Genomic DNA, 12,658 nt, shown 5'->3' with positions numbered 1-12,658 from the left:
GTATACGGCGGTGGAACGATCTTGGGTGGGAGGGGAGGTCAGTTGTCCCAGAACTTCCAGGAGGCCTCGCCGCGGTCCCACATCTTGTTCAGCTCGGTCCAGTCCCGGTAGGTGTCCATACCCAGCCAGAAACCCTCGTGACCGTTCAGCGAGAGCTGGCCGTCGCGGGCCAGCTGCTGCAGCGGCTGCTGCTCCAGCATCATCGAGTCGTCGTCGATGTCGGCGAGGTACTTGTCGATGAAGCTGCGCTCGAACATGAAGAAGCCGCCGTTGACCCAGCCGGTGGCCAGGGTCGGCTTCTCGTTGAACTCCACGACCTGGTCGCCCTCGACGTGCATCTCGCCGTAGCGGCTGGTCGGGTGCACGGCCGTGACGGTGCCGATGCGGCCGCCGGCGCGGTGCGTCTCGACCACCTTGGTGATGTCGACGTCGCCCACGCCGTCACCGTAGGTCAGCATGAACTGGTCGGCCTTGAGGTGCTGGGCGACCCGCTTGACCCGGCCGACGGTGCCGGTCTGAAGACCGGTCTCGACGAAGGTGATCTCCCAGTCCTCGACCTGGCCGGCCGAGTGGAACACCGGCTCGGCGCCGTCGTGGGTGAGCGTGAAGTCGCCCGCGGCCTGGCGGTAGTCCAGGAAGTACCGCTTGATCACGTCGCTCTTGTAGCCCAGGCAGATCACGAACTTACGGAAGCCGTGGGCCTGGTACATCTTCATGACGTGCCACAGGACCGGCCGGCCGCCGATGTCCACCATCGGCTTGGGCAGCTTGTCACCGCTGGCCTCGCGCAGCCGGGTACCCATCCCTCCGGCGAGCAGGACGACGGGGATCTCGGACACGGGCAGCTGTTCAGTCACAGGACATTCCTCGCACGGATGGGGGGTGTGTGAATGGTCGGATTCAGATGGATGTCACGCGGAACCGTCGGCTCCGGCGGAGGGCGACCAGTATGGCCGCCGACCTGGGCGCCTCTTTGCCGATCCGGCCGGGGGAGACCGGTTCGGCCCTGAAGAGCGCCCGGACGGCGCACACCCTCAGGACCGGGTGGCTCGGAGGTGGATCAGCCGCCCTCGGCCCGGATGACGGACATCGCGGTCCGCATCAGGATCTTGATGTCGAGCCAGAGCGACCAGTTCTCGATGTAGTAGTTGTCGAAGCGGGCCCGCTCGGCGATCGAGGTGTCTCCGCGCAGGCCGTTGACCTGCGCCAGGCCGGTGAGGCCACAGGGAACCCGGTGCCGGGCGACGTAGTGCGGGTGCTGGCTGCGGAACGTGTCGACGAAGTGCGGGCGCTCCGGCCGGGGGCCGACCAGGCTCATGTCGCCACGGAGGATGTTCAGCAGCTGCGGGAGCTCGTCCAGCGAGGACCGGCGCAGGAACTTGCCGACCGGGCCGAGCCGGTCGTCGAGGGCGATGTTCCAGTTGGTCTGGGACTCGGTCTCGTCGACGGGCTTGAGCGAACGGAACTTCATCACCGAGAAGTGCTGGCCGTCGACGCCGACGCGCTCCTGCTTGAACAGGATGCCCGGGCCGCCCTCCCAGCGGACCAGGGCGGCGATGACCGCCATCAGCGGGGACAGGCACATCAGGGCGAAACCGGAGAACGCGATGTCGATCCCCCGCTTCACCTGCCAGGCCCGGCTGCGGTAGGCGGCGCGGCGCAGCCGGATCAGCGGCATGCCCCACGCGGTGTCCATCTCGGCGCCGATGTGGTGCAGCTCGAACAACCGCGGCACGACGAAGATCTCGCAGTGCAGACGGTCGCAGGTGCGGATGATGTCGACCAGCTCGGACTCGCGCATCGAGCCGAAGGCGACGATCACGTTGCGGACCTGGTGGTCCAGCAGGACCTCGACCAGCTGCTCGGGCCGGCCCAGGATGCGGTGCGAGGCGCTGACGCCCGGCCGCGGCGGGTCGATGTCGAGGAAGCCGATCGGCTGCAGGCCGTACTGCGGGTGCTGGGAGAGCGACTCGGCCAGGTAGGTGCCCACCCGGCCGGCGCCGAGGATGAGCGTGCGGTGCGCGATCCGCCCGGTGCGGCGGGCGAAGCGGACCAGACCGTAGGCGGTGGTGCGCAGGCAGACCGTGGCCACGAAGGTGACGGCCGCGGCGACCAGCAGCTTCCAGTCGACCATCTCCACGTCCCAGCGCAGCTGGTTCAGCGTGAGCTGGCCGGTGACGGTGAGCGCCAGGACGACCAGCAGCCGGCCGGTGATGGACGGGATGTCGTCGAGGATCGAGGGCGACAGCCGCGAGCGGTACAGACCGCCGGTGGCGTAGGCCGCGACCAGCAGGACGGTGAACAGCCCCATGATCGGGCGGACCCCGCCGGAGGCCAGGGCGCCGGCGAGGCAGGCCACCAGGTCGAGCAGCACCAGCAGAGGACGTACCCCGGCGCGGACCAGCGGTCCGGCCCAGGAACCGGCCGGCGGGTCGTCGTCCGGGGCCCCGCCGCCGAGCATCCCGTCGGCGTCGGGACGGGCCGCCTGGGGGATCTGGATCGGCTGGGTGGCCATCTGCTGGTTGAACGGGGCCTGCGGGGCGAAACCCCCGTAGGCGTTCTGTGACTGCTGGGAGCCGGTCAGGAACTGGGCGGGCGCGGGTTCTCCGCGTACGTCGATGACCAGCCGTGGGTCTTCCGGGCGGCCGCCGTCCGGGGCGGATCCCCCGGAGTTGTGTGCAGCCCTACCCATCGGATCACGGAGCGTCACTACAAGCCCTCCCTGTCGCACTGTGTCGTCCGCAGCCCCGCACTGCCGTCACTGCCAAGGTACGGTCTCGCCAACCTCATCGTTAGCCAATGCAGAGTTCGTTACCGCAACGCACGTGTCGAGTGACGAAACTATGGACAGTGACTACAGCAAGTAGTCACTGACGTAACTCCAGTGGCCAAACCGGGCATTCCGAAACGGAACATTCAGACTTTTACCCGCATAGCCGTTGATCCTGACCACTGGTGGAACTATGGCTGATCGGACGAGGTTCGGATCCGCGTTCAGCCGAGCCGCAGGTGCCCAGGTGGAACGACAGCGGCACTGCTGCCCCCCGGGGCGTAAGCATTCCATGGCCCCGGACCGGATGTGTCCGAGCCGCCCAAGAAAGCAGCAACAATCCGGATAATCGCACGTTTCGTGACAGGCTGTGAGGCTCGCGCGGCGCGCGGCCCCACAGCCCGGGACTCACCGGTGAACGTCAGGCGACGTTCGAGACCATCAGGTCGCGCAGCTCGTCGGTGATGTACTCGGCGATCGCCAGCGAGCTGGTCGCGGCCGGCGAGGGCGCGTTGCGCACCGCCATCACCTTGTCCAGCTTGGAGATCCGGAAGTCGTCGACCAGCGAACCGTCCCGGTCGACCGCCTGGGCGCGCACCCCGGCCTGGGCCTTGACCAGGTCGGCGGCCTGGATCTCGGGCACGTACTGCTGGGCGAAGCGCACGTACAGCTTCTTGCTCAGCGAGCCGGCCATCTCGCCCGCGCCCATCCGCCAGTGCTGGGCGGCGAGCTTGCGGAAGCCCGGCCACTTCAGGGTCTCGAACAGCTCCGAGGCCTTGAACGTGCCGTTGGTGTATCCCTCGCGGGCGAAGGCCAGGACCGCGTTCGGGCCCAGGTCCACGCCGCCGTGCACGCGCTTGGTGTAGTGCACGCCGAGGAACGGGTAGTCCGGGTTGGGCACCGGGTAGATCAGGCCCTTGACCATGTGCGTGCGCTCGGGCAGGAGCTGGAAGTACTCGCCGCGGAAGGGCACGATCGCCGGGCCCGCGTCGTCGCCGGCCCAGGTGGCGACCTTGTCGGACTGCAGGCCGGCGCACACCACCAGGCGGTCGAAGACCTTGGTGCGGCCGTTCGACTTCACCTGGACCTTGCCGTTGTACTGGGTGATCCCGTCGACCGGGAAGTTGAACTCGATGGTGCCGCCGGCCGCCCGCACGTCGTCGGCGTAGGCGTCGGTCACCGCGACGTAGTCGGTGATCGCGGTGTGCGGGGAGTGCAGGGCCGCGACCCCGGCCGCGTACGGCTCGATCTCGCGCAGGCCGACGTTGTCCAGCCAGGCCACGTCGGGCACGCCGTTCTTGGCGGCCTTCTCCTGGATCTTCTTCAGACCCGCGACCTCGGCGTCGTTGATCGCCACGACCAGCTTGCCGCACTCGTCGTAGGGGAGCTTCTTCTCCTGCGTGTACTCCTTCAGGAGGTCGACACCCCGACGGCAGAGCGTGGCCTTCAGGGAGCCCGGCGTGTAGTAGAGCCCGGCGTGCACCACGCCGCTGTTGTGCCCGGTCTGGTGGACCGCGGGACGGTCCTCCTTCTCCAGGACGGTGATCTGGGTGCCGGGGTAGACCTCGGTGATCCGACGGGCGACGGCGAGACCGACGATTCCGGCGCCGATGACGCCGACGTGCTGAACGGACATCTAGGGATCCTCCGAATTCAAAGAGAAGCCGAGAGTATCCAGACACCGAGGGTGCTGATGACCGGGACGGGGCCTCGGTGACCGGAACGGTGTACTCGGCGGCTCTTCGTGAACCATTTGCCGCGCCTCGGGCACCGGATTGCTCCGAGCGGTCGCTCAGGGTGAGGTTGCATGAATTCGGGCGGCCCGGGTGGGTAGGTTGGCCTCATGACTGAGGCCCCCGTCCGGACCGCCCCCGCTGCGCGGCGGCCCCTGCTGGATCTTTCCGCCAAGCTCGTACGCCGCGGCTACGTCTGCGCCTACGAGGAGGGCGAGCGCGCGCTGCCCGAGCCGGACGACGTGCTCACCTACGGGCGCCCGGCGCTGCTGGCGGTGAGCACGGTGGCCTGTGTCGCCACCGACGACAAGGTGGTCAGCCTGACCTACGACGACGGCCCCGACCCGTCGTACACCCCGCAGGTGCTCGAGGCGCTGGCCCAGTACAAGGTCCGGGCCACCTTCTTCGTCCTGGTCGAGCAGGCCGAGAAGCACCCCGACCTGGTGCGCCGGATCATCGCCGAGGGCCACGAGGTCGCCCTGCACGGCATCGACCACACCCGGCTCAGCGCGCTGCCGCTGCAGGAGGCGGTCGGCCGGATCCGCGACGGCAAGCGCCGGCTGGAGCGCATCACGGGCCGCAAGGTCCTGCTGTTCCGCCCCACCTACGGCGCCCAGACGGTGGCCCAGTACCTGGCCACCCGGGCCCTGGGCATGGAGGTCGTGGTCTGGTCGGCCTGGGCTCGTGACTGGGACGGCTCGGACGCCGGCACGATCGCCCAGCGCGCGATCGGCTCGCTGCACAAGGGCGGGTTCCTGCTGCTGCACGACTACTCCGGCGACGGCGTGGGCGCTCCCGACCCGGAGACCGGTGAGGGGCTCGACCGGGGTGAGGCGACCCGGCTGCTGCTGGCCGGCATGAAGCGCCGTAAGTTCACCTCGCGCACGGTGAGCGAACTGCTGGCGGAATACCCCGCGGTGCGCACGGTGTGGGCCGAGAAGCGCGACCCGAACCGCCTCACCGGGATGCCCGCCTCGAACTGAGGACGTCGGTGGTGGCCTCAGAACTCCGGCTTACGGACGTCGGTGGGCCCCAACGAAAGGGACGCCGCCCTTACGGGCGGCGTCCCTTTCGTAGGTAAGACCTCAGAACCGGGGGAGCTGGATCGGCCGGGTCTCCGGCGCGATCGGCCGGGCGAGCCCGAAGATCTCGTCGTAGCGGCGGCGCACCACCACCGGCGAGTACTGGGTGTCCCAGGCCGTCCGGGCGGCTGCCGACAGCTGCTGGTTGCGCACCGGATCGGTGGCCCGGACCATCGCCGCGGCCAGTTCTTCGGGCGTCTCGCCGATCAGCAGCCCGCTGGTCTCGCCGCCCTCGATGCCCTGCACCCCGGCCCGGGTGGCGACCACCGGCAGGGCCCGGGCCAGCGCCTCCAGCACCTTGATCTTCACCCCGCTGCCGGTGCGCAGCGGTGACAGCAGCGCGGCGCTGCCGTTCAGCACCGTGTCGAGGTCGTCGACCCAGCCCAGGAAGCGGACCCGGTCGCCCCAGGCCTCGCCCGAGGGCAGACCCGCGTCGGTGCCGGAACCGACCACGTTGATCACCGCGTCCGGCAGGGCCTGCAGCACCTCCTCGCGGCAGTTGGCCAGGAACCAGTCCAGCCCGTCGCGGTTCGGGGCGTAGTCGAAGCCACCGATGAAGGTGAACTCGGGGGCCCCGGTGTAGTGCCGCAGCCGGCTGCCGGACGGTTCGCGCAGCAGCGGGGGCAGGGTGCCGATGGTCGCGCCGGGCACCTTGGCCGCGAGCCGGTGGGTCTCCTCCGGGCTGATCAGGTAGGTGCCGTCGAAGTACTCCGGCTGACGCACCTCCGAGGCCGCCACCAGGTCCCGCTCCAGACGCAGCAGCGGCCGGTGCACCCGTGGGTTGGCCAGCAGCTTTTTGGCCGGGCCGGGCAGCAGCTTGGCGAACTCGCCGCCGGGGTTGCCGGTGGCGCTCTCCTCCTTGAGCATCGCGTCGTAGCGCTCGGAGAAGAGGTCGTCGGCGTAGAGGATGCGCCGCTTCACCTGGTGTCCGAACGACGAGCCGGGCCACAGCACCGAGCGGTCGCGGGCGGTCTCGCCGCGCTCCAGCACGTACTGGCCCATCCGGACGGTGTCCCAGATCTCCAGGTCGGCCTCGATCTCGTTGATCACCGAGAAGATCCGGGTGCCCAGGTTGGCCGAGTGCAGCACCGCCTCCTGCAGCGGGTGGCGGTAGCGGCCCCCCGCGTGCTCACCGGCGGCCTGGCCCAGGCCGGCCGGGCGGAATCGGGGCGGCAGGACCACGTTGGCCAGCACCGAGGCGGCCTGCTCCACCGTGCCCGGCTTGGTCAGCACGTGGCGGTGGTAGGGCACCCGCGGCCGGTCCACGTCGTCCCGGCCGACCAGCACCAGGTGCACGTTGTCCGGACCGAGCCGTTCGCACAGGTGGTCCAGGATGCCGCCGATCACCACCGGCTTGCCGTACCTGCGCGGTTCCGGCTCAGTCGCCGTGACGAAGACCGCGCTCGAGATCGTTCCGTCGTTCGTGCCCGCATCCATGTCAGAACCTTATCGGCGGGCGGCCCGACGGCAGCCGCGGAATCAGCCTCTCAGCCGGGCCGCCAGTTCCAGGGCCGGCGTACTGATCGCCTCGGCCCAGGAGGGGAAGGCGTGCGGCTGGTCGGCCAGGGCCTGCACGCTGATCCCGGCGCGGACCGCCAGCGCCAGCTCGGCCGCCCAGGAGTCGGCCTCGGGCCCGATCGCGGCCGCCCCCAGCAGGACTCCCCGGTCGGCGTCGGCGATCAGTTCCAGCTCGGCCGGGCGCGGGTCGTCCGGCCCCAGAGACCGCTCCACCGCCGATCGGGTGGTGCCGTGCACGTCGAACCGGGCGCTGATCGTGCGCAGCCCGCGCTCCTCGGCGGTCCGGGTGGTCTCGCCCACGGCGAAGACGGCGGGGTCGGTGTAGACCACCCGCGGAGTGCCGGAGTGGTCGGCGTCGCGGCCGCGGCCCAGCAGTTCGTCGGCGACCACCCGGGCCTGGTAGTTGGCACCGTGCGTGTAGGGGTTGAGCGCGGTCACGTCGCCGATCGCGAAGACGTCGTCGAGCGAGCGGTCGCCTCCCTTGACGCGTAGCCGCATCCGGGCGTCCACCCGCAGTTCGCCCTTCTCACCGGGCTCCACCCCGAGGCTCTCCAGGCCCAGACCGTCGCTGTGCGGCCGTTTTCCCACCGCCACCAGCAGCCGCCGGGCGAGGATCTCGTCCTGCGGCGTGCGCAGCACGAGACCGGGGCCCGGCTCGGCCGGCCGCACCTCGGAGACCTCGACGCCGGTGCGCACGTCCACCCCGAGGCGGCGCAGCGCCCCGGCCATCGCCTCGCCCAGCCAGGGCTGCTCCCGCGGCAGCAGGGTCGGCGCCGACTGGAGCAGGGTGACCTGGGCGCCGAACGACGCGTACACCTCGGCCAGTTCGCAGCCGATCGGGCCACCGCCCAGGATCGCCAGCTGATCGGGCAGCTCGTCGCTGGAGAGGGCCTGGTCCGAGGTCCAGATGCCGGGGGCGTTCCGTTCCAGCCCCTCGATCGGCGGGATCGTCGCGTCCGCCCCGGTGGCCACCACCAGCGCCCGGGTCCAGCGCACGGTCGCCGTACCGTCCAGCAGCACCGCGCCGGGCGAGACTGTGGCCGAGGCCCGGACCAGCTCCACCCCGGCCTCGGTCATCCCCTCGACCGCCTTGGCGTCCGAGCGGTTCCAGACCGTCTTGTCGCGCACCGCCACTGCCCGGGCGAAGGCCACCCGGGCGGGCGAGGAGGAGCCCTGCCCCCGGCCGCGGTGCCGTCGGGCCGAGAGCAGCATCGACTTGGACGGCACGCAGGCCACGTAGGGGCACTCCCCGCCGACCCGGTGCTGCTCCACCGCCAGCACCCGCACCCCGCCCCGGGCCAGTTCACTGGCCAGCGGCTTGCCGGCCGAGCCGGTCCCGATGACGATCACCTCGTAGCTCGCGCCGTCGAGAGCCTTCGGTTCCGAGGCAGTTTCTGCCGCCTGGGCGCCATGGTTCGATGCCATGTCTGGCATATTGCCTGCGGCCTGATCACCCGGCACCTCGGACGGCGTCGGGCGGCTCACTCACGGATGCTTTTGATCAGCGCAGCGGTTACTTTGGGGCATGGCCGGTTTTCTCGGGAAAGTCACTGCGTTCGCCCGCTCTCCCCAGGGCAGGAAACTCATCCAGCAGGCCCAGGCCGCTGCCAAGGACCCGGCCACCCGGGCCAAGGTGCAGGCCCAGGCCCAGGAGCTGACCAAGAAGCTGAAGGATCCGGCGACCCGCGCCAAGGTGCAGGAGCAGGCCCGGGGCCTGAGCGGGCGCTTCAAGGACGGCAAGGGCAGGCCCGGTCCGACCGGCTCCGCCCAGCCGCAGCAGCCCCCGGCCGACGGGCCGGTCTACGGCACCCCGCCGAACGAGGCTCCGCGCTACGGGCAGCCCCCGCAGCAGTAAGGGCACGACCTAACCCATCGGCTCCGGGTCTCGGGAACCGCGGGCCTTCGTGTCCGCGCGTCCGCCCGGCCCGATGGGGGCCGAGGCCCGGGGCCCGGCCTGGGCCACGGCCGACTCGAAACGAGCGGCCGGCCCCCGGGCCATCCGGTGCACCAGACCGGGCAGCAGCCCCCGCACCGGCCGCAGCACCCGGATGAACGACTGGCCGTACACGTAGGGCGAGCGCCGCTCGATGCCCTCGACCAGGCGGGACACCGCCTTCTCGAGGTCGTGCAGGCGCAGCCCGCGGCCCGAGCGGCTGGCCGAGCGGCCCATGTCGGTGTCGGTGAACGACAGGTAGGCCACACCCCCGCCGACCCCGTGCACGGCCAGCTCGGTGCGCATCCCCAGGGCGAACGCCTCCACCCCGGCCTTGCTGGCCCCGTACGAGGTGATCATCGGCGTCGGGCTGAGCGCCGCCAGAGACGCGATCTGCAGGTAGTAGCCCTGGTTGCGGATCAGCAGGGGCAGGAAGGCCCGCAGCGTGCGGATGCTGCCCAGCAGGTTCACCTCGATCACCCGGTCGTAGGCCTCCGGCTCGGCCAGCAGCAGCGGGCTGCCCATCGCGATCCCGGCGTTGGCCACCAGCACGTCGACCCCCCGGAAGCGTTCCTGCACCCCGGCCACCGCGGCGGCCAGCTGCGCCGGATCGGTCACGTCGCACTCGAACCAGACCGCGTTGCGGCCGCAGCGCTCGGCCACGGCGGCCAGCTGCTCGGGCTCCAGGCCGAGCAGGGCGACGCGGGCGCCCCGGCCGGCCAGCTTCTCGGCCAGCGCGGCCCCGAGGCCTCGCGCCGCACCGGTGATGACCACGACCTTGCCGCCGATGGGCTGCGGGATGCGCATCGCGCCGAGTCTCCTCAGAGGGGTGGGGAGGCAGATCTTCCGAAGAAGGATGCTTCGCCGGGGCTGTCTGATACGCGAGCGCGTCCGTGGCTCGGCGAGAGATGGATCGGGCCCGGTCGGGAATGCGACGGGTGCCCGCGTAGATTCGCACGGGAGTGACCGAGCGGCACCCCGGCAGCACGGTCCGCACTCAGCCGTCCGCGCAGCGTAGCCGGGCCAGTCCTGCAGAAGGAGTCCTTCGTGCCTCAGACGCCGACCCCGTCCTCCGGCCCCGTGCCCACTGACTCGGCCTTCCGCCGGGCGTTGCGGCGGGCTGCGGACGGCGTCACCCTCAACGAGGCCGAGGCCGAGGTGCTGCTGCAGGCGCGGGGTGAGCACCTGGAACGGCTGCTGCACGCGGCCGGGGCGGTGCGCGACGCGGGGCTGGCCAACGCCGGTCGCGCAGGCCTGGTCACCTACTCCCGCAAGGTGTTCGTGCCGGTCACGCACCTGTGCAACGACCGCTGCCACTACTGCACCTTCGTCAAGACCCCCAAGCAGCTCGAACGTGAGGGCAAGGGGCTCTACATGACCCCCGACGAGGTGCTGCGGGTCGCCCGGCAGGGGGCCGCCCTGGGCTGCAAGGAAGTGCTCTTCACCCTCGGCGACCGCCCGGAAGACCGCTGGCCCGAAGCAAGGGAGTGGCTGGCCGAGGCGGGCTACTCGGACACCCTGGGGTACATCCGCTCGCTGGCCGTGCAGGTGCTCGAGGCCACCGGCATGCTGCCGCACCTCAACCCGGGAGTGATGTCCTGGCCGGACCTGGGCCGGGTCAAGCCGGTGTCGCCGAGCGTGGGCATGATGCTCGAGACCACCTCCCGCCACCTGTTCGAGACCCCCGGCCAGGCGCACTACGGCAGCCCGGACAAGGATCCGCAGGTCCGGCTGCGGGTGATCGAGGACGCGGGCCGGCTCAACATCCCGTTCACCACCGGGCTGCTGATCGGCATCGGGGAGAGCTTCGCCGACCGGGCCGAGTCGCTGTTCGCCCTGAAGCGGCTGGCCCGCGAGTACGGGCACATCCAGGAGACCATCATCCAGAACTTCCGGGCCAAGCCGAGAACGGCGATGCGCTCGGCCCCCGACGCCGAGGACGAGGAGTACCTGGCCGCGGTGGCCACGGCCCGGGTCGTGCTGGGCCCGCGGATGCGGATCCAGGTGCCGCCCAACCTTTCCGAGCCCGAGCAGCTCGGGCGTCTGCTGCAGGCCGGCGCCGACGACTGGGGCGGCGTCTCCCCGCTCACCCCCGACCACGTGAACCCCGAGCGCCCCTGGCCCCACCTCGACGACCTGGCCCGCTACAGCGAGCAGGCCGGGTTCGAGCTGACCGAGCGGCTGACCGTGCATCCGGAATACGCCCGGGTCGGCGAACCCTGGCTCGATCCACGGGTTTACGGCCACGTCAAGGCCCTGATGCTGGAGAACGGCCTGGCCAACCCGCGGGCCCTGGTCCGCGGAATGCCCTGGCAGGAGCCGGATCCCGACTGGGGCAGCAGCGGGCGCATCGACCTGAACGTCACGATCGACACCACCGGCCGCACCAGCGACCGGCGTGGTGACTTCGACGACGTCTACGGCGACTGGTCCGCACTGCGCGAGAAGGCCGTCCTGACCGGCGCTCCCGAACGCCTCGACGGGGACCTGAGCCAGGCGCTCTCGGTGGCCGCCGAGAACCCGCGCAAGCTCACCGAGAACCAGGCCGTACTGCTCGCCTACGCCGAGGGGGACGCCCTCAAGCAGCTCGCGAAGATCGCCGACGACCTGCGCCGCGAGGTGGTCGGCGACGACGTCACCTACATCGTCAACCGGAACATCAACTTCACCAACGTCTGCTACACCGGTTGTCGCTTCTGTGCCTTCGCCCAGCGTCGCCAGGACGACGACGCCTTCACCCTGTCGCTGGACGAGATCAAGAACCGGGTGCGCGAGGCCTGGGCGGTCGGCGCGACCGAGGTCTGCATGCAGGGCGGGATCGACCCGATGCTGCCCGCCACCGCCTACTTCGACATCGCCCGGGCGGTGAAGGAGGCGGTGCCGCAGATGCACATGCACGCCTACAGCCCGATGGAGGTGGTGAACGGCTCCACCCGCACCGGGCTGCCCGTCCGGGAATGGTTGCAGCAGGCGAAAGAGGCCGGACTGGACTCACTTCCGGGCACCGCGGCGGAGATTCTGGACGACGACGTGCGCTGGATCCTGACCAAGGGCAAGCTGCCCACCCGGGAGTGGATCGAGGTGGTCACCACCGCCCACCAGCTCGGCCTGCCCACCTCCTCGACCATGATGTACGGCCACGTGGACAACCCCTCGCACTGGGCCCGGCACCTGATGCTGCTGGGCCGGCTGCAGGAGCAGAGCATGGAACACGGCCAGGCCCGCTTCACCGAGTTCGTGGCGCTGCCCTTCGTGCACCAGAACGCCCCGATCTACCTGGCCGGGGTGGCCCGGCCGGGGCCCACGATGCGCGACAACCTGGTGGTGCACGCGCTCGCCAGAATCCTTCTGTACGGGCGGATCGACAACATCCAGACGTCGTGGGTCAAGCTCGGCGTGGAGGGCACCCGGGCGATGCTCCAGGCCGGCGCCAACGACGTGGGCGGCACCCTGATGGAGGAGACCATCTCGAGAATGGCCGGTTCGCAGTACGGTTCGCTGAAGACGGTGCAGGAGCTGGAAGACATCTCCGAGTACCTGGACCGCCCCGCCCGCCAGCGCACCACGCTGTACGGGTCGGTCGAACTACAGCACTGAGAAACTGATGACGCCGGTGGGCACC

The 12,658-nt window shown here is 70.6% G+C and carries 9 protein-coding genes; 3 read left to right on the top strand and 6 right to left on the bottom strand.

Going from position 1 to position 12,658, the window contains the following annotated elements; genetic code table 11:
• Positions 1-38 precede the first annotated feature (38 nt).
• From rfbF to lhgO, 3 genes are all read right to left on the bottom strand, one after another.
• Entirely contained in the window at positions 39-857 is an 819-nt protein-coding gene (gene rfbF / locus LWF15_RS10290; protein WP_232810209.1) for a glucose-1-phosphate cytidylyltransferase, read from the bottom strand.
• 203 nt (positions 858-1,060) lie between these two features.
• A complete protein-coding gene (locus tag LWF15_RS10285; protein ID WP_232810208.1) occupies positions 1,061-2,710 on the bottom strand; it encodes a sugar transferase in 1,650 nt (549 codons plus the stop codon).
• A 481-nt stretch (positions 2,711-3,191) separates the two neighbouring features.
• Positions 3,192-4,406, bottom strand: a complete 1,215-nt coding sequence (gene lhgO / locus LWF15_RS10280) for an L-2-hydroxyglutarate oxidase (RefSeq protein ID WP_232810207.1) — start codon at positions 4,404-4,406, stop codon at positions 3,192-3,194.
• 207 nt (positions 4,407-4,613) lie between these two features.
• Between lhgO and LWF15_RS10275 the strand changes: the two genes are divergently transcribed.
• Positions 4,614-5,486 carry a polysaccharide deacetylase family protein gene (locus tag LWF15_RS10275; protein ID WP_232810206.1) on the top strand — a complete coding sequence of 291 codons (873 nt, stop codon included), beginning with the start codon at positions 4,614-4,616 and terminating at the stop codon, positions 5,484-5,486.
• A 102-nt stretch (positions 5,487-5,588) separates the two neighbouring features.
• On the opposite strand, the gene LWF15_RS10270 is transcribed toward LWF15_RS10275, so the two are convergent.
• Positions 5,589-7,022 carry a glycosyltransferase family 4 protein gene (locus LWF15_RS10270; RefSeq protein ID WP_232810205.1) on the bottom strand — a complete coding sequence of 478 codons (1,434 nt, stop codon included), beginning with the start codon at positions 7,020-7,022 and terminating at the stop codon, positions 5,589-5,591.
• Between the two features lie 42 nt (positions 7,023-7,064).
• Positions 7,065-8,528, bottom strand: a complete 1,464-nt coding sequence (locus LWF15_RS10265; RefSeq protein ID WP_232810204.1) for a dihydrolipoyl dehydrogenase family protein — start codon at positions 8,526-8,528, stop codon at positions 7,065-7,067.
• Between the two features lie 100 nt (positions 8,529-8,628).
• Here LWF15_RS10265 and LWF15_RS10260 point away from each other — a divergent pair, with 100 nt between their 5' ends.
• Positions 8,629-8,958, top strand: a complete 330-nt coding sequence (locus tag LWF15_RS10260) for a hypothetical protein (protein WP_232810203.1) — start codon at positions 8,629-8,631, stop codon at positions 8,956-8,958.
• Between the two features lie 9 nt (positions 8,959-8,967).
• Here the strand turns inward: LWF15_RS10260 and LWF15_RS10255 are convergent, their stop codons facing one another.
• Positions 8,968-9,843, bottom strand: a complete 876-nt coding sequence (locus LWF15_RS10255; protein ID WP_232810202.1) for an SDR family NAD(P)-dependent oxidoreductase — start codon at positions 9,841-9,843, stop codon at positions 8,968-8,970.
• Between the two features lie 240 nt (positions 9,844-10,083).
• On the opposite strand from LWF15_RS10255, the gene LWF15_RS10250 reads away from it, so the two are divergent.
• Complete coding sequence (locus tag LWF15_RS10250) at positions 10,084-12,633, top strand: bifunctional FO biosynthesis protein CofGH (RefSeq protein WP_232810201.1); 2,550 nt, start codon at positions 10,084-10,086, stop codon at positions 12,631-12,633.
• Positions 12,634-12,658 lie beyond the last annotated feature (25 nt).

Origin of the sequence: Kineosporia rhizophila (genome assembly GCF_021277265.1) — a bacterium.
In the GTDB taxonomy this organism is placed as follows: domain Bacteria; phylum Actinomycetota; class Actinomycetes; order Actinomycetales; family Kineosporiaceae; genus Kineosporia; species Kineosporia rhizophila.
Note: the sequence above shows the minus strand (reverse complement) of the source record. Positions and strands in the feature narration are given on the sequence as shown.